Origin of the sequence: Sphaerospermopsis sp. FACHB-1094 (assembly GCF_014696195.1) — a bacterium.
GTDB classification, from domain to species: Bacteria; Cyanobacteriota; Cyanobacteriia; order Cyanobacteriales; family Nostocaceae; genus Sphaerospermopsis; species Sphaerospermopsis kisseleviana.
Map to the genome: position 1 here is coordinate 1 of NZ_JACJPT010000064.1, position 22670 is coordinate 22670.

17 protein-coding genes are annotated in these 22670 nt (G+C 39.0%); 7 read left to right on the forward strand and 10 right to left on the reverse strand.

Annotation, left to right across the window (positions count from 1 at the left end; all coding sequences use genetic code 11):
* On the forward strand, positions 1-2170 hold a 2170-nt coding region (locus H6F47_RS17945; RefSeq protein WP_190650323.1), incomplete at its 5' end, for an SMC family ATPase.
* A 56-nt stretch (positions 2171-2226) separates the two neighbouring features.
* On the opposite strand, the gene H6F47_RS17950 is transcribed toward H6F47_RS17945, so the two are convergent.
* Positions 2227-2961, reverse strand: a complete 735-nt coding sequence (locus H6F47_RS17950) for a mobilization protein (RefSeq protein WP_190650325.1) — start codon at positions 2959-2961, stop codon at positions 2227-2229.
* Between the two features lie 414 nt (positions 2962-3375).
* A complete protein-coding gene (locus H6F47_RS17955) occupies positions 3376-5328 on the reverse strand; it encodes a plasmid recombination protein (protein WP_190650327.1) in 1953 nt (650 codons plus the stop codon).
* A 745-nt stretch (positions 5329-6073) separates the two neighbouring features.
* Here H6F47_RS17955 and H6F47_RS17960 point away from each other — a divergent pair.
* Complete coding sequence (locus tag H6F47_RS17960; RefSeq protein WP_190650329.1) at positions 6074-7348, forward strand: ParM/StbA family protein; 1275 nt, start codon at positions 6074-6076, stop codon at positions 7346-7348.
* Positions 7349-7818: 470 nt separating this feature from the next.
* Positions 7819-8289 carry a hypothetical protein gene (locus tag H6F47_RS17965; protein WP_190650331.1) on the forward strand — a complete coding sequence of 157 codons (471 nt, stop codon included), beginning with the start codon at positions 7819-7821 and terminating at the stop codon, positions 8287-8289.
* A 287-nt stretch (positions 8290-8576) separates the two neighbouring features.
* On the opposite strand, the gene H6F47_RS17970 is transcribed toward H6F47_RS17965, so the two are convergent.
* The 6 genes from H6F47_RS17970 to H6F47_RS18000 all read right to left on the reverse strand — a co-directional run bounded on the left by H6F47_RS17970 (position 8577) and on the right by H6F47_RS18000 (position 16729).
* Complete coding sequence (locus tag H6F47_RS17970) at positions 8577-9527, reverse strand: Rpn family recombination-promoting nuclease/putative transposase (RefSeq protein WP_190650333.1); 951 nt, start codon at positions 9525-9527, stop codon at positions 8577-8579.
* A 646-nt stretch (positions 9528-10173) separates the two neighbouring features.
* Positions 10174-14733, reverse strand: coding sequence for a DUF3854 domain-containing protein (locus tag H6F47_RS28040; protein ID WP_347239096.1), 4560 nt, complete (start codon positions 14731-14733; stop codon positions 10174-10176).
* An 823-nt stretch (positions 14734-15556) separates the two neighbouring features.
* Positions 15557-15859, reverse strand: a complete 303-nt coding sequence (locus tag H6F47_RS17985; protein WP_190650335.1) for a fertility inhibition FinO-like protein — start codon at positions 15857-15859, stop codon at positions 15557-15559.
* Positions 15860-16007: 148 nt separating this feature from the next.
* Positions 16008-16250: a hypothetical protein gene (locus H6F47_RS17990; RefSeq protein WP_071192645.1), complete on the reverse strand. Its 243-nt coding sequence runs from the start codon at positions 16248-16250 to the stop codon at positions 16008-16010.
* Positions 16243-16437: a hypothetical protein gene (locus H6F47_RS17995; protein WP_190650337.1), complete on the reverse strand. Its 195-nt coding sequence runs from the start codon at positions 16435-16437 to the stop codon at positions 16243-16245. Before H6F47_RS17995 ends, H6F47_RS17990 begins: the two co-directional genes overlap by 8 nt.
* 100 nt (positions 16438-16537) lie before the next feature.
* Entirely contained in the window at positions 16538-16729 is a 192-nt protein-coding gene (locus H6F47_RS18000; protein WP_242027428.1) for a hypothetical protein, read from the reverse strand.
* A 338-nt stretch (positions 16730-17067) separates the two neighbouring features.
* Here H6F47_RS18000 and H6F47_RS18005 point away from each other — a divergent pair, with 338 nt between their 5' ends.
* The 3 genes from H6F47_RS18005 to H6F47_RS18015 all read left to right on the forward strand — a co-directional run bounded on the left by H6F47_RS18005 (position 17068) and on the right by H6F47_RS18015 (position 18805).
* Entirely contained in the window at positions 17068-17403 is a 336-nt protein-coding gene (locus tag H6F47_RS18005) for a hypothetical protein (RefSeq protein ID WP_242027429.1), read from the forward strand.
* 242 nt (positions 17404-17645) lie between these two features.
* Entirely contained in the window at positions 17646-18347 is a 702-nt protein-coding gene (locus H6F47_RS18010; RefSeq protein ID WP_190650339.1) for a hypothetical protein, read from the forward strand.
* Between the two features lie 101 nt (positions 18348-18448).
* Complete coding sequence (locus H6F47_RS18015; RefSeq protein ID WP_190650340.1) at positions 18449-18805, forward strand: hypothetical protein; 357 nt, start codon at positions 18449-18451, stop codon at positions 18803-18805.
* Between the two features lie 132 nt (positions 18806-18937).
* Here H6F47_RS18015 and H6F47_RS18020 read toward each other — a convergent pair whose 3' ends face one another.
* On the reverse strand, positions 18938-19807 hold the full coding sequence (locus H6F47_RS18020) for a hypothetical protein (protein WP_190650342.1): 870 nt from the start codon (positions 19805-19807) through the stop codon (positions 18938-18940).
* Between the two features lie 417 nt (positions 19808-20224).
* On the opposite strand from H6F47_RS18020, the gene H6F47_RS18025 reads away from it, so the two are divergent.
* Positions 20225-20908: a hypothetical protein gene (locus H6F47_RS18025; RefSeq protein WP_190650344.1), complete on the forward strand. Its 684-nt coding sequence runs from the start codon at positions 20225-20227 to the stop codon at positions 20906-20908.
* Positions 20909-21157: 249 nt separating this feature from the next.
* Here H6F47_RS18025 and H6F47_RS18030 read toward each other — a convergent pair whose 3' ends face one another.
* Positions 21158-22450, reverse strand: coding sequence for a hypothetical protein (locus H6F47_RS18030; protein ID WP_190650345.1), 1293 nt, complete (start codon positions 22448-22450; stop codon positions 21158-21160).
* Between the last annotated feature and the right edge of the window lie 220 nt (positions 22451-22670).

Genomic DNA, 22670 nt, shown 5'->3' on the forward strand with positions numbered 1-22670 from the left:
CTTATCAGCCACTTGGACATCAGTAAATTCTGCTCGTACTCGTTATAATGACACCAAAATTGCTGCTGAGAATGCTGCTAAAGCTTTGATTGATAAAGAATATGCTTTGAAAATTCAGGAAGATAATTTAAGTCAAGCACAAGCTGATCAAGCTAAAATTGCACCACAGCTAAAACAGCAAGAAGAAGCTCTTAATGCTGCCAAAATCTATGAAGAACAGAAGCGTGGAATTAACGATGAAGTAAAACGGTTGGAAAAAATATTAGCAGACAAAATCAAACTTGTAACTGAGGCCAACAAAGCAGTAAAAAAGGCTGAAACTGAATTAGCAGAGAAAAATCAGATATTTACTGAAGCTAAAAATGAACTTTCTCAATATTCCCCTGGTGGCACAAGACTAGAGCAGCTTAATCAAGTTAACCCACTACTAATTAAATGGGAAGGCATTCAAAAGCAAGTCGAAAGCGATCGCTCAAAACTGCAACAAATCACCCAACAATTAAAAACGGCCGATAATAATTATCAGTCTACTATTTTATATCTGCAAAAATCCATAGAAGAATGTGAACAAATTTGTGCTAAATTAGATACTGCTAGACAACAAAATTATGCCTCTGCTTTACGAGCATTGCTCCATACGGGTGATGATTGTCCTGTTTGCGGTGGAGTATACCCAGAAGACAACTTGTTACCACAACTAGAGTCTTCAGACGATATTAAAGCACTAGAAAAACGCGCTCAGACTGCTGAGAAAAACCGTCAAAAAGCTGCTGATGCCAAAACTAAAGCTGAAACCACAAGAGATGAACTAAAGAAACAAGAAATTGAATACCTCCAAATATTAGCGGCTAAAGAAGTCGAATTGCAGGCAGAAACACAACAAATTATTGCCATATTAAAAACAGATACATGGGATGTTCAGGCACTTCAGCAGGAATGCCAAACACTACATGAAAGGGATACTAAATATCAGGAATCTTTAATCAAGAAAGATAAAGCAGATGCGGAAGTTAATGCAAGTGAACAAAATTTTAAATTTGCCAAAGATAAGTTATCAAATACGCAATCCCAGCATCAAGATGCAGCAAATGAAGTAGAACGCCAAAAAACACAACTTCAGGAAATATTAGACAAACTTTCAAAACTTACTGGTGGTGATTCTTACGAGAATTTAGTCCGAAAACTAGAACAAGATAAGCAAGATTTAGATAATCGTCTTCAGCAGGCACATAAGTTTCATCAAACTGCTCGTGATGAATTTCTCCAATCTCAACAAAATGATTTAAAAGCACGAGAAGACTTTGATTTAGCTTCTAATGCAAAAGTACAAATAGAAGCTGAATGGCAAACTCGTTTGTCATCAGAAAACTTTACAGAAGCAATGTTTGAAGAAAGCAAAGCATCACCAGAAGTACAAAATAGATGGCAGCAGCAAATTACAGATCACGACAATAAAAAACTTCAGCTAGAAACTCTTATCACCAAAGAAACTAACGAAATTGGTGATAAAACCACAAATGCAGAAATAATTGCCCAGTATGAAAATGCTGTTGCTAATGCTGAGGACAAGTTTAAGCAAGCACAAAAAGAATACAACGATTTAAAACTTTGGATTACTAAAGCTGAAGAGCAGCGAGAGCAAGCAGAGAAATTACAAGCCCAACTATCCAGCAAAGAGCAAGATTTAGAAACTTATCGTATATTATCCAAAGAGTTAAAATCAGATCGTTTTCAAGCCTATATTCTCCAACATTTTGAGCAGGAGTTAGTAGAACAAGCCACAGTGTTTCTGCGAGAACTTACAGAACAGCGATATGCCTTAAAATATGACGATAAAGAATACTATGTAGAAGATAACTGGAGTGGTGGTGAACCCAGACGGGTACAGACACTATCCGGTGGTGAAACCTTTGCTACTTCTTTATCCCTGGCTTTAGCACTCTCAGAAAAGCTATCAAGAGGAGCTAAGTTAGGCAGTCTGTTTATAGATGAGGGATTTGGAACATTAGATGCTGAAACTCTGCAAAGTGTCTCAAGTATATTACAATCTTTGGGTCAGCAAGACAAATTAGTGGGCGTAATTACTCATGTTCCTGCTTTGGGAGAAGAATTAGGAACGCAAATCAAAGTAGAAAAGTTTCCAGAAGGTTCTCGGATTATTATGGCGTAAACTGAAGAAAGCGGCAATAATTGTCAGACTCACCACTTTCCCTCCTCTTTTAGAGTTCATCCCTTCTCTACTGAGAATTTATTAGCCGCAGGCTGACCTACATTCCATACTTGCGCCTTGCCAATTTCTTCGTAAGCTTTTTTCAGAAAACTATGCAAACGCTGCTGACCCAAAATACCCAACTCAGCAGTTAAGAAAGCTTGAGAAAAGTTGCTCCGCTTTGCATCAAGCAAATCTCGCTCTCGATAGCTAAATTTAGGAAAGTTAATTACAGGCACTTTTTGAGCTTGAATTAACTCTTGTAAATCCTCTCTTTCATCTACGTGTTTCCAATCATCGCATAGACCAAAATTGCGAACAAAGACGTGCTTAATTTTGCCTTCAAAGTGGTTTAAAGATTGAATCAATAACTGGATGCTATCATATCCACCATTGCCAACAAACCACTTGCAGATATCAACTTTATGCTGAGTTACCATTTCTAGTATTTGATTGCGCTCAATCCAATCATTCACTGCTTTAGTTACGTGAGCAGGTAAATTGACAATTACAGGATTTGTTAGTGCTAAGTTAAAGATTGCATCAGCAGCATAAACTTTACGTTCTGATTCACTAAAAACTGCTGTTTGGGTATTTTCTGGGTAAAATACACCCACATCTGGGTTACTTGGGTCAGCTTCTACCAGCACGTATGGCAGTTGTTTATCAAGACAATATTGCACCATGACTCGTGCAAATAATGACTTACCTACTCCACCTTTTTCTCCATCAATAAAGTGAATTGTTGGCATTTTTCTATTTCCTTCTTGTTAAATTGAGGTCAGCCATAACTTGGAAAGTTGTCAGTTGAGCATACACTCACTTTAATTGCTTGTTTCAGTAGTTACCATCGTCCAAGTGGCTATTAAATTTTTATCCAAGTGGCTAATTTTTCGGCTTTGATGTCAAGGGCAAGATTTATTTAAATGCTATTTTCTGCGCTGCTTCACAAGTCCACAGGCTAACAAAATCTAGCGGACACATAACTTAAGTTCACAGCAATATCACAGTTTCAGCAGATTGGTCTGACGCATGACGAGGGCGAAGATGTAAGGTGATTTCCGTATCAAAAGGTAAGTTTTATTTCCACTGGGGTTTTGTCTAGACATGGTGTAGACGATAATGCAGAAAGAATTGATATCAGTTTTTAAAAGCAGCAATACTGCTCATAACTCCAGTTCAGATTCACGCTTGCGCTCACGCTGTCGTTGTTGCTTTTGGCGTTGTTGATACTCTCGTTCTCGCTGTTGCCACCGTAGCAGTACCAACAATTCCTCATGCCAATTCTGCGCTTGCGGTTTAACTCTAGTCGCTTGGGGCAACAATTCACTTACAGCACCAGCTATCTCATCTCCAGCAGCATTGTTATCATAAGCACAAACAAGTTCAGGGATATCCTGCAACAACTCCACAGGTAAACTCCTGGGACTATCCACAGTCATGTACATTATTCTTTCTTCTGGTACTCCCCGGTGTCTTTCAACTTCCAACATCGCATAAGACAGCACATCAAGGGGTGACTTTAACAACACCACCTTTTGGATTTCATCAGTAGGTTGCCCTCCCCATTGCAGGTAAAACCAACCATGACTGCGTTTTGTACCAGCAGCAACACTAAAGCTAGTTTTATCGTTGTCTACTGTACTTAGTAACAATGCACCTGTTGGCTCTTCTTGTAAATTTCTCAACAGGAACACAGCATTTTGTTGATCATCAGCATAAACCAACCCCCACTGATATAATTTTTGGACTAAATCTTGAGGCAATCTGCGTTTCTTAGTTAAATAGTCGTGTACTAAATGCCAGTTCGATTTGTCCGGTACTGGTGGTACAAACTGTGGTGCTTCTTGCTCTTGGAGGATCTTTTGCGCTTGTTGCCTAGTATAGTGAGTGACAGCCCTCTGCATCCCTTCCTCACCAAAGCGGTCATTTAACCAAGCGATCGCTTCTCTAAAATTGCACCCATTAATGTGTTTTACCAAAGCCACCGCACCAGTACCAGTAATAGCACCAGCAATAGCACCAGTTTTTTGAATATTAACAGCACCAGCAATAGCATCAGTTTTTTGAGTATCGGGTGCAAGGTGACTCCATTGAGAACCATTGATATAGATAATATGTTCCCCCCCTCTCCAGCAGCGATAGCTGCTAGTGTCTTGATCTAGTCCCAAATGCCAAGCCACATCTTCCAGGGGCAAATCACTCAATTGTTCAGCCTGCTGTTGCAACTGCTCCTTTTGAGCTTCTAGTTCCTTAATCCTTTGTCGCAGAGTCTCATTTTCCTGCACCAACCTTTTAGCAGTGCGCTCCATAGAACTCTTACTCTGCAATGCCCTATCTCGATCTGCTGCCTTAGCCCGCATCTGTGCAATAGTTAAGTCAGAGTTAAGGTCTTTTCCTTCTTCAACTATGCGATAAAAATCCTTAATGTCCTGGTGTTTAGCTACACTACCTCGAATCCCACGCTCTAACCCCAGGTGCTGCACCGCCGCAAAGTAGCTTTCTTGAAAATCTCGCATCTTCTGCCGACCATCAAAAAAATGGTTACACCGCAGTTGCCCGTTTTCATCCAGTGGCACAAAATAAGCATGAATGTGGGGTGTTACTTCATCCAAGTGCAATTCAGCCCTGACAATGCGATCGCCCACAGCACGGTGAGGAGAGTGATTGCCTTCGGCAGTGTGCAAAGCACAATCGCCTACGGAACTGCTATTCCCATTCAGATGCGTTCCACTTGCTTGGGTGCTGGAGTTGGCACAATCGCTATATTCCTTCTCTAACCACTGCTGTGTCGCTGACAACCAATCAGCCAACCTCTCCTCTTCATAATACCCAGCAGCCGAGGGGTCAAGCGGTCGAAAGTAACTAGGAGAAGCAGTCAGCAAAATCTCTACACAGTACACTGCATCAGTGCGAATTTTTCGTTTTTGCTCATACTGCCCAATCTTTGCTAACACCAAATCCTCTAACTTTTCCTCCCTGTCAGTATTGCCGATAAACCTAATATTTTGTTTAGCCGGGTCAGCATTGGGTGTTTCTCGCTGCCTGGAAGTGTGAGCAGCACTCCCAGCAATATTGGCTCGTTTCAATTTTTTCACTCTGGCGATGGCATAAGCCATATCAGAAGCCTCCAAAATCTCAATTTCTCACCAATTCCACATAGGCTGTAATAGCCATCAGTAAGACACTGTGCAGACTCAAACTTATCTGTTTTCCTTTACTCACAAGCAATAAAAACACCTGTGTCACCAACTTAAAGGCACTGAAAGGCATTCGTAAGATACGCACCACAGACAATAAAAAGCATCTACAAGACCTCTAAAGGCTATAATAGGCATCCGTCAAATCCACTCCCCAGATGTAAAACAACCTGCATCACTCCTTGCCAAAGTTAAAAAAGCTATCGGCTGACCCCGGCTATGGCTAAAAAAGCCATCGTCCGACCGTTGCAAAGACTAAAAAAGCCATCGGCATGACCCCAGCTATGGCTACGGTGTTGTCGTTGCGATCGCTAAAGAAGCCATCACAAAACCTACTCATAGGCTTTTTGTGCCAAACACAGCCAGTAACTTCCTACAACAACCACGCTCATTGCAAAAAACCTAAAAAACCGTAGTAAGTACAACTATTTTAATTCACTTATCTGTATTTCTGTTGGTAACAATAAAGGCGTGCAATTCTAGTGCAAGTTCAGCACAGATTTGGTGCAATTTCCGCACAATTTAACTGACCTTCAACATCTATCTTTTGGCTGTAAGTTACATCAATTGTGGTCAAAACAGACAAATTTATGTGCTAGGGAAGAGGTCATCCTGTGCTAATTCATCTCACAATAGATAGATGAATTTTAGCTGACTAATCGTTATGACCGACATTTATTTAAGTGTGGACGTGGGTGGGTCACAAACTAAAATTATTTATCAAATTCCAGCACTGCAAGAACCGAATTTTTTGGTGATGCCTCCTGCGGTTGAGGAGATTCCTAAAGCCAAGCTTGATAATTATATGTCTCGTTTGGGGTGGATTGGTAGTCCTAGCCCTGACCAACAATTATGGGTGGAGTGGAATGACCGTGTGGTGGTGTTGGGTGATTTTGCTTGTTGTTTTGACCCTCAAGACCGAATTAAGGAACTCAAGTATGAAAATGCTCTATGGAAGGTGTTGGGAGCGATTGGGTTAATTATGGAAATGCACCAGGCTAAGTTTTCTACGAAAAAGCTATTAACTGTAGAGTTAGCACTGCTGCTGCCTTGGAATGAGTATAACGACCGTCGCAAATTTGAGGAACAGTTACAGATAATGTTGGCTCGTTTCCAGGTGCGGGAAATGGTGCTGAAGGTAAAATTAGCTAAGTTTTTGTGTCGTCCTGAAGGTGGAGGATTAGCAGCTGTCCGCATTAAGCAAAAGGGTCTGGACTGGTTGCGTTCTAAACAGTTGGGGGTGCTGATGTTTGGTCACAGAAATACTACGGCACTTTATTTTGAGCGGGGACAATTGAAGCTGGGAGATAGTCCACTGCTGGGGTTTGCAGATATGCTGGATATGGTGGTGGAAATGACTAGCGGGCTAGACCGGGAGCGTTTGGCTCAAGCGATATTTGCTGCCCGTTACGCTGCTCTTGACAAGGTATATAACCCGAATTATCCCCCAACCCGTCACCCCAATTGGGGTGAATGTGCAGCAATTCAAGCATTAGCTAGTGCTAAAGACCCGAATTTAAGAGCTAGGGAAGTTCAAGATATTGCACGGGCGATTGAGCGAGCGACGGCTGAATATTGGGATAAGTTAGAGCGATGGTTAAAGCGACTGCTACCTACTGAATTGGATGAGGTGATTATTGGTGGTGGTGGTGCTTACCATTTGGAGCCGGAATTAGAGATTTATTTCAATTGTGAAGCTACTACTTCTTATGAGTCTGGGTCTAGTTGGGGTTCACAAAAAAAGGTGAGAGGTAGCAGTTATCAGCGGCGTAACCAAAGCAAAAGTTTTACGCCGATGATTTGGGGTGCTGGTATTGCTGAGATTGTGAAAAAAACTTTTGATTTAGATAAGGCGGTAGATGGTGAGCAATGTATTTCTCAAAGGCTGGTTGATTGCTTTGGGATGTTTGATTATTTGGTGGACAGGGGGAATAGTTAGCTGTTTTTGATTTTGATTTTGATTAATTGTCTGCTTTTAGAGAGATAAAAAGGAGGGAGATATTTGCCCTATTTCAACTAAGTACCAAGAATTAATTACATATTGGTTATTTGCCAATTATTTGCAAGTCAAGAATTTCATTCCATATTTGGTGTAATTATTTTGTCCGATTACTGACGATAATTCAAATTGATTAAGGCAGAAAAAAAACACAAACAAGTTAATTTTTATGTGTGTTTGTTTTGAAACCAGATTCAATTGAATTGTGAAGCAGTTTTAGTTCAATTTTCAAACAGAGTTACTTGCATTGAAAAATAAATCCAGTTGAATTAGAAAGCAGGTTTGATTCAATTCTTAAACAAGTTTACTTGCATCGAGAAATAAATTCATTAGAAGAATCATGAAGCAAATTCACTAGCATCTAAAAGCAGATTTACTTGATGTTTAAAGCCATGAGGAAGCAAGGCTCAATGAATAAAATCAGGAAAAAACGTAAGAGTTTAAGTTTACGTCTTCAGCCTTATGAGGGCGAACCAATGGCGGAAGTGGTTGATTATTTAAATTCTCTATCAAAGGAAGAGGTCAATCGCAAGGTGTCGGATATTTTGGTAGCAGCTTTGTTACCTTTGGCTCGATATCACAGTGGGGAATATACACCGGAACAATTGCGTTTTGCTTGTTGGGAATCACAGGATGTTTTAAATAAACATGGTAGTAATCTGCGCTTGGCTTTGGGTGTGGAACAACCACAGTTTGTATTGCAAAATTATGTTAATACTGTTGCTCCAGTGATGAGTTCAGCTAATCATCATGCCCACAATGGTATGACAGATGTAGAGTCAGATATGTTGTCAGATGGACAACAAAAACAACGTCCTTCTACTTTAATCCAAGGTAAGGCTTCATCTCAGGATTTGGATGGATTGTTTGGGGATGATTAACATTTTTATGTTACTGTCACCAGTGGTCATAACTAGAAGCAAACTGCAACTATAACTGCTACTGTGGTGATAGCTGATGATGACCTATTGATAAAATATTGCCACACAACTCGACAATGCAACCACAGCAGAGCCGCAAATAAACACAATTTTTGTGCCAAGGGATATGCGAAAATAATTCGATTTACCACACCAAAGAATTTAGGCAACAACCTGTTGCACAAATGCAATCAACCTTATCAATACTTTTGTTGGGTTACGCTGTTGCTTAACCCAACCTACATTTATTAATCTGATTCTGGTAAATGAGAGTTAACAAGCTGTGCAAATTCTTCTAAAGAACTAACATTAATTGATGATATAAAAACTTGTTCCAAAAAAGATGCACTGTCAATTTGATTAATGCTGGCAATCAAATTTTCCGGTATATTACCAAACCGTACTTCCACAAGTTTGATAATATCTTGTTTCCGAGTTTGTTTTGTGGTTTTTTCTATAGCGCGTTGTTCAATGTTAGTTAACAGTGGCATTTTTCGTTCCTCCTGATAATGAGCTAATTTTTCTTCAAAACTTAATTGCAAGTCTTCAGATAAAGCCATCATTAAATCAATGACTTTATATAAATCAACAATTTCTTTACGGTTATAACCTCTTTCATAAAGTAATTTAGCTAAGTTCCATTTCCACTGTTCCCTAGCTGACAAATTGCTATTAGTGGCTTTAGTCTTTAAATGTGCCATTACCACTATAGCAAAAATATTATTACTTTGCTCTAACTCCTCCCACTGATAATCTAGAAGCTTGACGATAGAAAAATTAAAGATTAATTGACTACTTCCTAAACCATACTGATAAGAACTAGGTCGCCAATTTTTAGTTTCATCTCCGAGTATGGCTAAACTAATCACTGGTTTTTGGTATAAATCAAAAGCTCGATAGTTGTAGATAAACATTCTTTGGGAAAATTCTTTATCATATTGACTTTGTACTTCTACATGAATTAATATCCAAAGCTCTTGATTATCTAATAACCACACTTGAAATAATTTATCAGCGTGGCGTGTTTTGCTGTCCGCAGATGCGGTAATTTGTTCTAATTCTTTATCTAGAGAAATGGGGTTTTTACTCCAATCTATTTGTTGATATATTTCTGGATAAAAGAAGGCGAGAAATGAATCAAAATAATCTCCTATTGCTTCTTTCCAGGTTTCATCATAGTTAGCTGTAATTTCAGTCATTGTGATTTAAATAGTGTCAATAATTTTATAATAATATTTGTGCAAGTATCTCTTGCACAATTTCAAGATTTGGGTAACTTTAGGGAAAACCCATCATATATTTATATGATATCCCAATCCGCGCATATTCTCCCGAATCATCGCCTCTAAGAAGGGCAGTTTGTGTAAATTGCTTTTCTAATTTTGCGAGTAATTCCCTTAGTATGGTTTGTTGTTTTAATGTAGATGCTTCTTTGTACAAATGCACTACTGAGAAGATAATATTATTTCTTGAATCACGTTCTTATCTGACAAGTAAAAATCATCGTCAGAAATTTTTGACTCTCTCATGATCATCTTCGAGTTCAACAAAAAATCTCAAGTTGAATCAATCGTGATTTGATTTTTAATGAATCTGTTTCATGTCTACTCAAATTTTTAATGAACCGGTTACAACTCCAAAAATGTGCCAATTCAACGCCACTCAAGTTTTTGATTTGAGCAGCCAAAAAACAACGTTTGGCGCGTAGCAAGGAATGTAGCCGCATCTCCCTGTTAAGAAGACACTACCCAAAACAGCAAAAAATCCAAGAGTTTTTGGTTTACTTTTTCTCAGTAGATGACTGAACAAAGAATCTCCGTAGTTATCGTCCTGGAGAATATCAAGTTAACAGTTCATCGGTAAAACCGACTCGCTTAACCAATCATAAAACTGTGGCATTAATTGTTCGAGCGATCGCAATTCACCAGCAGCAATTTCCTCCAGCAACAACACAGTCCCCCATCTTCTATCCTCACTCCAGGAACGAAGCACTGATTTTATCGCCTCTACCCCCTTGTTAAAACTCGCTCTCAGTACCTCAACACAGTTAACCAAAGGAGTGTCATCCCCATCATCCGGTTGAAACTTCCTAAAATCAACTCCATCAGCACCATTAACTAAAGAAAGGTCACTACCATCTCTAGAACCAGCTGCAAAATCAACTCCATCAGCCGTAGTATTCACCCCCTCCCCTAGAGGATTCCCTATACCATTAGGGGGGGGAGTGGATACCGGGTCTGGAGGCGGCGCAATCCCATACAGACTCTGCATTCTAGCCTGATAACGCCTTTGTTCCTCCTGCTGTTGCCTTGCTCTTTCCTGTTTCTGGTTACGCTTAAGCTCCCGGTACTCTATGACCTTGAGCGCAAAATCTAATTCCACCTGTCCAAGCGAGAAAACTTTCACCTGTTTCCCACGGGGTCCCTCCTTGCGGTCAACTAGCTTTAATCCCAACTGATCCAACAACATCCCTAACAACCATATTGGTTGACATTTATCTGGAACATTAAAGCCCAAAATCGTTTTTATATACACTCCATATTGTTTAGCAATTGCTACCATCCTCAATAATTCAGGGTCACGGGCTGTAACTTCTTCTCCTGCAACTAAACGTTTTAAAATGTCATGCAGTCCTAAATTAAACCGTGCTAACCATTTAGCAGAGTAATTACCCCAGTCCATACACAAAGGCAGATTTTCTCGTTCCTGACGGTCTTTATCTGTGACAATTGTTGGTGGGAGTGGGTATTGTCTGTTGGTACGGGAATCAAAAATTGTTCCCTCTGGTTCTTTGAGTATGGCCTCTAATGCGGAAATTGAGCGACTTAATTGACCACCAGCATCTTTTTCTACTAATGATTCTGTGACTTCCATGCCGTAAGCATCTTGAATACGGTATTTCTCACATTCAAATATTTCTTCTGGTTTGAGGTAATCTTTATTTTGACGCTGACGATATTCAGTGGCGGAGATATTCTTTGCTCTGGTTACTGCTGAGTAATAAGCAGTATCTAACGCCGCAGCTGCTTTTTTCATCTGCTCTTGGGCGAAAGTATCTTCATCACCACCCATTGAGATGATTTTATTACCCATTTCAGTTAATAGGTCATGTAAATCATCCCGCAGATTGTTGATGGAGCGGTTACGGGCTGCAAGAATTTTACAGTAAGCATCTAATGCCCAATCTTTTTCTACTCCTCTGCGTCCAGTTTCTCTGTCAATTCGCAGTACGAAGGCTGTAACTTCGTTGGTTTGTAGCATCCGTTCTTTGATTTTGAGGGCGTTGGTTTCTTGATAACCAAAGGGAGGACGGGGTGCAACCCAAACATGAATGGGGACGTTGGGACGATAGCGGTACAGTTGTTGAGCGCATTCGGTGGCGGTTTGGGATTTGGCGTGGAAGATGCCAAATACTAGGTCAAAGTGATATTCGTTGATGTCTACTCCTGTACCGAGACTGGGAGAATATAACAGGGCATCTACGTCTTTAACGGCGTTGGTAATATCTTTGATGAAGGCTACGTTTTCTTCACTACCTGAGTTGTCTGAGTGAATAGACCATAATCTTAGTTTGGATGTTGTGTTTCTGTGAGCGTTAGCGTTCGACTGTGCGTTCACTCCCAAGTCCGAATGGTGTGGGGTGTTGGGTGTGGGGGAATGATTTGATGATGTGGAATTTACCTGCGATAAAGCTGGAGAATTGTCATTTTTATCTGTTGCAGATGATGTTGGTTTCACCTGAGATGAAGTTGCAGAATTGCAATTGTTAATTGCCTCAGATGATGTTGAGTTTATCTGTGATATTTGAGAACTGCAATCTTTAACTACCGCAGAGGTATCCAGTCCCCCTGCTCCCTGCTCCCTGCTCCCTGCCTCTTCTACCCGTACCTTTATGGTCAGGGATTGTTCTAATTTCTTAATGAAACGCTTAGAATCAGAAGCTACCATGATTTTCTGCTTGTTCATCAGCGCGGCAGAAATTTGGGCAACTATGGCTGAAGAATTCTTACCTTCATACCAATAGATTAAGCGATCGCCATTTCGCCAATCGTTTTTAACAATAAATGGTTTTTCCCCTAGTGGACGCAATGCCCGGAAGAAGTCTACTGTAATATCATCCAGATGGGCATCGGCGATGATTACTAGAGGTGCGTTATAAACGATATATTGCAGGACTTCTAATATTTCTGCTCGATATTCTTTACAGGTTTTACTGTGCAGTAGGTGAGTTAAGAATTGGCAAGCTTCATCAATAAATATGCAACCGTAGTTCAGCATTTGGGTGTGCAGTTTGTGTAAGCTGTCAATGGTAATGCTAAGAGCTTGTGCTTTGACTAAACCTGAATAAGTTAAATCTGAGTACATCTCGGTTTTGAGACGGGTTGCTAGGTTCTTCAGCAGGTTAACCCGATGCCCAATGTTGAGGAATTTGATATGGGGATAGGCATTACGCACTAAACGCATGATTTCGGTTTTGCCGGTTCCCATGTCGCTTAATAATGCTACCAACCCAGAAGAGGGAAGTGTTACAGCTTCTGATAGGTATTTGACGTTGACACGAATATCTGGTTTGTATTTGTTGCTGAGTCCCCGATGTCTAGTGTGGAATGAGCGTTGGTATTGTTTTAAGCTAATGGCATCATCAATGATGGTGGTTAGTAAGGCGTTTATTTGACTGTTTTCAAATGGTGGAATCTGATTAAGTACCTGATGATGCTCTGGTATTTGACCATTTTCTGTTAGTTCATTGTTTGTATTTTCTAAATTCTGGTTATTTACCTGATGATGTGTTAATTTTTGACCATTCTCTGTTTGTAAATTGTTTTTACCTTTTGAAATATGGTTGTTTACTTGATGATGGTCTAGTGTTTGACCATTCTTTGTTAATTGACTGTCTGGAACTGGTAAGTTTTGGTTAATTACCTGATGATGGTCTAGTATTTGACCATTCTCTGTTAGTTCATTGTTTTTACCTTCTAAATTCTGGTTAATTACTTGATGATGGTCTAGTATTTGACCATTATTTGTTAATTGACTGTCTGGAACTGGTAAGTTTTGGTTATTTACTTGATGATGCTCTGGTATTTGAGCATTTTCTGTTAGTTTATTGTTTGTACTTTCTAAGGTCTGGTTAATTACCTGATAATGGTCTATTATTTGACCATTATTTATATTTATTGGTTGATTGTTATAAACTGGTGAGTTTTGATTAAGTACATGATGATAGTTTGCTACTTGTCCATTTTCTATTTTTGGATTGTTATGAACTGGTGAGTTCTGGTTAATTACATGATGATGTTCTAATACTTGACCATTGTTAAATGTTTGATTGTCTGTGAATGGTAAACTTTGGTTAATTACCTGATGACGCTCTACTACTTGACCATGTTTCGTTAAGTAACTGTCTTTAACTGGTAAAGTCTGATTAATTACTTGGTTAAGTGTGGATGTTCGACTAGCCTCAATTAGTTGACCGTCGTTAACTGTTTGTCCACGTCCAATTAATTTACTGCGTTCAACAACAAAGTCATCTACACCTTTTTCAGGTCCAGGTAGTAATGCTACTTCACAGGTACAGCCTACAGCTTCGATGGTTTTGCCTGTACGCAGGGTAGCTTGGAAGATTGACCACCGGGTTTTGGGTTTGGTTTCGTAGTCGAAAAGGATAATAAATTTACGTCCTGGTTGGGCTACGGGCATGATATCGGGGTGTAGCCGTTCGTCAAAGTCTTTTTTACCAATGCGTCCGCTCCAAATACCAGGCAACGCGATCGCTACAAATCCCTGACTTAATAAACAAGCTGCTTTTTTCTCGCCTTCACACAAAATAATGGGTATTTCTGGGTGCAGTAGTACCCATTCCCAAAACGATAGCGGATTTAGTTTGTCTTGTAGACGCTGTGCTAAAGGAGAATGATAACGTTTGATATTGTACCGCCGTGCTACTAAGCCCCAAATGCAGTCGGGAACGTCAAAGTAGGTGACGCGGTTGGGTGTTTTTGGTGGTGATTCGTATTTTACTATTTTGCCATTTTTGTCAATACGTCCTTGGGTGGGTTTGAATCTTCCCCACTCCATACGTTGCCAGTTATTAAAGGGATCTAGTCCCGAAATCCATATTCCGCCAATTGTGGCGTATTGGTACAGTTTGAGTAAGGAACTGGTGACTCTACCTGTGTTTAGGCGGGGAATGGCGTTGGAGATAAACAGGTAGTTGAGAACTGTATCGCCGGTAATGTGGATGAAGTTACGGGCGATTATTTCTGGATGAATGGCGCTGCTTACTGCTAGTTCGTGGTATTCGGCTTCTGTAAGGTTGTTGGGCGGTTGAGCAGGAGATTGGTTGTTATTTGCTGGAGAAGTTTTTGATGTAGAGAATGTTTGGTTTTGGCTGTTGTTGTAGATCACGGTAGATTCCTCTTGATACTTGGTGGGATTGAGTATCAGAGGGGGCTATTCGTGCTGCTCTTACATATTTATGAGATTTGCTGCGTTTCTTAATGCTGGATATTTGGGTGAGGAATCAATTATTTCAGGGTTTATACAGGTTGTTAAGAGTTTTGGAGTTAGTGTAGAGGAAGAGAAAATTTATAAAACTCTTGCTACATAACACTTCCAGACTTTATCTCCTGTTTGTATCAATCATATTGCTTGGTCGGTCCTGAGTTTGATTCATTTTTTTCCAAAATATTCCAGTTGGAAGGCTTGGAATGTTACAGCAATCAATATAATATAGGAGAAACCCCCTCTCCCCTCTAGGAGAGCAACATGAAATAATCTCAAGAAAGCCAATTGGTGGAAAAGTCGCCAAACTCATAGCCACTTCTTTGGTTTCTTTGAAATTAAACCCGCTCGGATACATTGAGCAAAGTTAGAATCGGCAATTTTATGAAGGGACAAAGCGTGTACTACAAGTATGTGTTTTGTCCTCTTGCCGTTTTATAGTTTTTATCTCTTTACTTATATCTTTACCTCCATTACTCGCTTTATTTACGTATTAGCCAGATCATACAAAAGTTTGGCACTCATGCAACCTAACATTAGTTTGATTTTTAACTTTAAATTTCTCTACATTTGTTGATGTTACTTCATGAGAAATCCAAAGACTTGTTCCATCCTTGTGCAAGCTGTGATTACCCCGTTGTGATAACAGCGTGTAACCTGTGATTACCCGGTTGTGATAACAGCGTGTAACCTGTGATTACCCTGTTGTGGTAACAGCTTTCGATCAACTAGCAGCTGCCGCATCTGCGGCTGGTGTTTTTGGCTTTTTCTCAAAAACCTGGATATTTGGCTCATTCAGCACAAAGCCTTTTTCGGTGGCCTCTCCCAACTTGCCAGCAATGGCAGCCACCCACATGGGAAAGTTTGCTTGTGCATCCGTCAGTTTTTTCCAAACTTTGGGTTTAACGGTGACGCTAATAATACGACCGTCGCAGTCTACCTCAAACTGTTGCCAGCCGTTTTCAACTGCCTTAGCTTCTGGCAATTCATTGATTTTGATTGTGACTTCCAGTTTTCCTTGAATCATAGATACATCCTGTAAATTGTCATGTTTTGGTGGCGGATCTCACTCTGGAATTAGACCCCTAAAAGTTAGGATTTATTAGGTAGTGGCGATCTCCCTTGGAGAAGGCGATTGGCTACGCCAGTGCCGGAGGCAATCGCCAATCGCACCTTTAATCAGTCACAGTCTTGACGGTAAAGCCTTTGCTACATTTTTGAATCAAAAACCATCTTTTTGACTCTTTATCTAATGCTGGCAAGATGCGGAAATTAAAAACATCTGCCCAATCCTCAATGCCGTGGCTATTGGCAAACTCTACTTCTAGCTCTTTAAACCGTTCCCAATCACGGTCTGAAATAGCAGCAAACATAGGCATTACTGCACTTAGGGGGATTTGGGTTGCTGTTTCAGTCATAAGTAATATCCTCAAAAATACAAACTATCGGCAAAACACCTTCTTGAGTGTCAATTATTTCGATTAGTCGCCTACCTGTGTTTCTAGCAATTCGTTTGCAATGATCCTCAGTTGCGGCTATATTCCAATCCCTCGTTTCTTTAACCGGGTCAAACTTTCCCTTAGAGCGTTTAATGTCATCTTTCATGTTTACTGTTGTAGGCGATTGTGCTTTGCACACTGCCGATAGCGCAGCGTGGCGTAAGCCATAGGCAATCGCTTCGGGAGCAGCAGACATCGCAAATTGATTAACTTGCTTGTTGCTCTTGAGGTTTGTAACTCTGAACTGCTCTTGTAACAAGCCTTTCTACAAGGTTTGAGAGTGTTCTGTCTTCCGAAGAAGCAATATTTTCTAATTCTTCACGCAGTTCCTGTGAGCAAGTAAATGTAATCTTTGCTTTTTTTGTTTTACCCATAGCTTCAAACAATATAGATAACATTAGATTACATCCTTACTCACCCAGCACGGGAAAATTAGGAAGATATTAGAAGTTATTGACAGCTTCTGAAGCTATAGATAAGATAGCACTAGAGCCAAGAAAGTTGCAATCCCACTGCATCCCAAAAAGTCTTGTCATGACTGGAAAGTGAAGGAAATAAGCATAAATCTTGGTAATACGGATACTGCATAAATGCCTAACGTGCAAGTAAACGCACTCCTAAAATGCAAGATGTGTAATACAGATACGCAGTATGCGTAATACAGATACGCAGGATGTGAATTACACGCACTGCAAATATGCAAAATACGGATAACGCATAACGCATAAATTTAGTTATGGAGAATGAACGCACTATCTATGAAACCGTGATAGGTGCAAGGGTTAATGATGTTCATTGGTGGAGAGTAAAAACCACTATGCAGTCAGCAGAATTACCCTTTACTAAAGATGGTTTTGAGTTGTTTATTGCACTCAAAAAAACATCCGCACGCTACTTTTCCCAGTACCACAAAATCAAAGGACAAATATCAAAAGTAGAGTCAAGCATTGGTGAAGGTTGTACAGGTGAACAATTCATAACTCTACTGGAGAAATTAGGAATTACACCCAATCAAAGCACTATCAGCAGATGGTTCAAAACATCTGGGGGATTTAAAGCTAAATCATTATAGATGCCAAAATCGAATCAATAGCAGATATTGACTACGACCAGAATAAAAATGATGCTTGGAAGTTTTTAGTACCATTAGAACCCAATATTTATGGACAAGGAATTGATTGGGAATCTTACAACGATGGCTACATAGCAGCCATTGAACGCTCAAAACATAGAACCCTGAAAGATAAACCTATTGTATCTATTTGGGATGAACTAACCAATGCTAAGGGTAAATTTGATAACGCTCCTAATATAGTGCCATTCGTAATTGCCACACCCAGAAAGCGGAACGAACATTGTATTTTAATCAGCCATAACTTAACTCAAGATTGCTTAGGTGGATGTAGTGGTATTTCAGAACCAATAAAAACCCAAACATACAGATTAAATCTGAAGACTACACCACAAGCCAAACCACTTTTTAAAGGCATCTTAGAAGGATTAGTAGATGCTGATGGTAATGAATTGGAACAACACCCAGTTACATTACCTGATTGGTTGCGACCTGAAAAATACATGATCACTTTAACGGTAAACCAATTGATTTTGAATAATGATAAAATCCCCAATAAAAAGGGGATTAAGCACAAGGATATTACCATGATATTTCCAATCAGCATCAATTACAAATTGTATATCGAAGAAATCATTTTTGAGGAATTAGAAAAAGAAAAAATCAATGAATTAAAACAAATCCTCAAAACGGAACACATTGATACTTTTAGCGATTATCTAGCTGAATATTGGGAGGAATATGAAGACGAAGATGAATATCTAGACAAGTTTGGTTCGGAAGACATTAGATACAATATGCACTATTTAGATATGGTTTCAGAAAATCCAAATTATGAGGGAATTGTGGGCTTTTTAGCCAAAAATCGAGATGGTATTATAACCTATTTTGACCATGAAATAATCGAGGAATATATCCAGCTTGAAATAAATTTTAATAACTAAATATTGCGCTACCAAAGTTTAAAACTAGCGTGATGCTGTCCATCGTAGGACTTGGTAGCACTGGCAATAATGCGTTCAATTACCACTACCAAATAAACATTATGAAGGATATCGAATACCCCGATAAGCCCCGGAGTTTACCATGCTGGTTTTCTCCCAAGGATAGCTATGTTGCATCTGCTTTATTGTCAGATGGATTTGAATTTATTGGACTACTAGAAGATGTAGAAACACCTGATTATTTAGAACTGGTAATGGGTAATTGGTCATTAGGTTCTATCTGTTCAGTTAATGAATTAGTTGCAATTTGTGACGGTGCTGTATTCAGCCTTGATTGTGTGGGAGAAGCTGACCATGAATTGAGATGGAGTAACACTAAAAAGCTTCTCAGACAGAAGTTAAGAACCTATAAACTAAAAACATCAAAACTCAATACTGTTAGCCCTACCCACGATTAGTTACCCAGTAGGTTTCGATTTTTTTTATCTGCTTATGCCTAATCAGCAAAATTAATATATATGTACATACAAATAACGCTTTTTCTTTTGCATAACAAACATAATTTACTTTTGACGCATTTTCACCTGTTTTCATTTTTTATCTAGTTTATTCATTAATTTCATAGTTGCAGATGTAGGACGAAATGATTGACCATCGAATAAAAATATTAATTGATGTAATTTAGGCTTTGGTAGATTCGCAACATGACATTGAGTATTATTTGCTCTGGTAGATATTTTAGTTTGTGTCGCTTCACTAACTTTAATAATTAAATCAGAATGACCATCTTTATTAAAATCGTGTTTGAAAAAATCTCTAATTTTTACTTCAAAAAATGGTGGTTCACATCTGTGTACATTAGAAACAACTGTTAAAAGGTCGTTAATTTTAGTTGCTTTTAAACCTACTTGAAGAACACTTAGCCCATTTATTTCAACTCCTTGTCCAGCATAATAATTTTCACATACAAGAGAATGTCTACCTTTAGAGATAGGAAACTTTAGACAATTATAAGAACGTAATGCAGGTTCGTATCTAACTTTAAACCATCCTTTGTTAGTATAGCGTAGTAATATACTGCCACCATTTAAAGTTACATGGGATTCACAATTACCCAAGTCTACTAACGCTTCACTAACACCAACTTTAGTAAAAGCACCATAAACAACTGAGTTTAAAACTCCATCAGTCCCACCATCAGCACCATAACTAGTAAATGATGGACAAATTTTACAGAAAAAGTTACCTTTTTCTTGTCTAACATTGTTTGTGCCACAGACACTTTGCATAATTGAAATAGCATCTTTTTGAGAAGGAATAATAGTATCCTTTTTAGCTGGTTGCACCGTTGTTATTTTTTCTTGTGCCTTGGCTACTGTATTGCCTAAATAAATACCAATCATTACCATCAAAGATGCTATAGCGGTATTAGCAATAATTTTTCTCTTGAAGATAAACATAGTAATTCTATTTTATCTGGTTTGAATCATTTGCATTGTCTTTCATAAATATGATTACTAGCTACTATTTATAACTATTTTTAATAAAAATTACTGTTTTGTCTTGTTGGGCAGCTAGTTATGACATCAGTAGTAGCAGTTAAAACTAGGGAAAGCAATTATCTCGTCTTGCGCGAGTTGATACCCAACAGCGTTTGATGCAACTGTGGCTGCATAATGAATCCAAAAGTACCCAAAAGTGTTATCGACGCTATGTGACGCAGTTGACGGACAAATTAGCCGGGGTAGATAAAGCGATCAATGGTGCGTTAGCAATTCTAATTCACATTAGACGTAAATACTTAATTTTTTTTGCATTCCAGAGATTGCAATCTAAGATTTTTGGTATAGTACCAGTCTGGAAATCACATCCTAAATATGTACAAAAAAAATCAGTATAATAAATCTAAAAAGCTTGGATTGAAAAAATGTAAGGCTTACCGAGATGGATTGCGGTTATTAACCGTAGCAAATTTAACAATATCTATTTTATTACAACCACAAATGGCTACCGCCGCAGGAAGCGCCGGGGCAAGAAGAATTAGTGATAACACACTCTATCAGTGTTCTGGAATAGCCTATGAAATTCTCTTTGAGCAAGGAAATGTTTTCGATGCCAGGAATGAACTAACTATTGTTTGTTTAACTTCGATAAATGAAGCAAGATGGATCATTAAAGCCAGTTCAGAATGCGCTTTGAATCAGCCAAATAATGGTTTGTGTAAAGGAAACGTTAGGCTATCCCTAGAATCATCTGTTACCTATTCTAAAGATGCCTCAACTTTCCAGCCAGGAACTGTTATTCGACATAGCTATCGCTTTGTTGAGGGAATATTTGGAGAGTTTTGTAGGCTTGAGCCTCCTATTATTCCTGATTTAACGGATGATGACCCAGAGGAAAAAGTTTGGATATGTGAAAAACATAGAAATCTTGGACGCACTTCTTTATCTACAAAGGGAGATAATGTCCTTTTGGAAGTAGGAAGTTTTGAAAAGCAAGAGCCAAATTTTAGTACATACTATCCTTACTCAAGGATGGAGGAATTGAGTAAACAAAATTAGGAGTGAAAGTCGGACATATTCAAGGCTTTTGTCAATCAGATAATAGTGTGTATCAATCCTAGCAGCATGATAATCTAAAAAGCATTTTCACATAATTTAATCCTGGTAGGAAAACTAAACCACCTAACCCATACACGGAATAGGTGGTTATTAAGTTTTGAAAAGTTTTATTTTTTCTTTCAAGTCATTGGTAATTAATAATTGGTAATTTGGGAGGCGATTGGCTACGCCAGTGCCTTCTTGCAATCTCTATTTCACCCCTATAATTTTAAAACCTTTACCCTCACTACCTGACAACGTAAAACCTGCACCCCTTAATATTGCAGCCGTCTTTCTAATTGTGCTGCCCTTGCTGTCAATTTTTGCCCCAATTAAAGATTCCAACTCCTCTTTATTGGTGGTTAAATGTTCTTTGCAGATTACGCTCAAAAACTGAGAAGTCAAGATGTTATGGGTTCGGGGGATTAGTCCCAGCAAAATTAAAATTTTTTCTTGCTTTTCTGACACTACCAAAATAGATCCGTCGTGCAGCATAATTGTAGGCTTGTCTAAAAAGTCGGCATTGGGTGAGGGGTTAGGAGTAGGAGGGCAATCGCTATTTTCCCTATCTTCCCCCGGTGGTGATTGGTAATTGGTAATTGATGATTGGGCATTTGTGATTGGGGACGGATCAGCAGTTTGGCTATCGCACTCCTGCAAATCCCCCGCACTGACTGACCAAATCTCTCTTGATTTTCCATCTTCAGTTGGGATGATTTTAATTTTTTTAGGCTCAAACCCTAACCAAATTAAAATTCTATTGAATCTTTCAACAACATAAGAATGATGAGTATTTGACAGGTCTATAAATTTGGCAAAATGATCTATATTCTCATCCATCTTGCTCTTAATCCCCCGTTCTCTCAATATGGTATCTGAATATTCAGCACCATCTAAAATATCCTGAATATCAAAATATTCAATGATTTGAGAGCGATTTAAAGGCAATTCCTGAAAATCAATTTCATCATATCCTTCATACTCAAGTAATGATTTTAATATTTGATTTTCTGCCATTAAATCATCGGGTATTGGTAATTGAAGACTGGGAGCAGTGGTGGGGGGAATAGCTGCTTTTAGTTCACGAACTTGGGTTAGCAGTTTGTTAAAATTCCCCATCATGGCAGCGTAGGATTTAGAGATTGCTTCCCCTATAATTCCATCCTCTATAGCGTTGGCTATCCTGTCATCAATTTTTTGGGGTAGTTCATATCGTCCTACATAAGTATTATCATCTGTAAGACGTGGTTGTACTACTGATGAATCTTCAGCTATTAACTTTTTTACCAGTTCCTCTATTGCCTCTAAATCTAATTCTGTCTTACTTGGCTGTACTACTTGTACTTGTACCTCACCATTAGTCAAAGCAGCAATACCAGCTTGGATGATATCGAGTAGAGTTTTAGAGCGATCGCATCCATTGTCATTGTTAGCTGGGTAACGCTCTTTACCTATGGTGTCAATGGCTTCTAAAACCTCTACCGGACACCGAAAATTAAGCATTTTTCTATTATCAGCCATTGTCTTACTCACGTCTTACAAGCAAAGTAAGACTAAATTAACACAGTAAGACCGTAACTGTAAGACATATAAGTAAGACTTTATTAATACGTTTTACTCTACAAGTAAGACTGTCTGACAAATATCTTGACCATTGTAATACGCAATGTAAGATAGTAAGACATAATGTAAGACATTTTTTAGAGACTAAGCAGGGATAAAT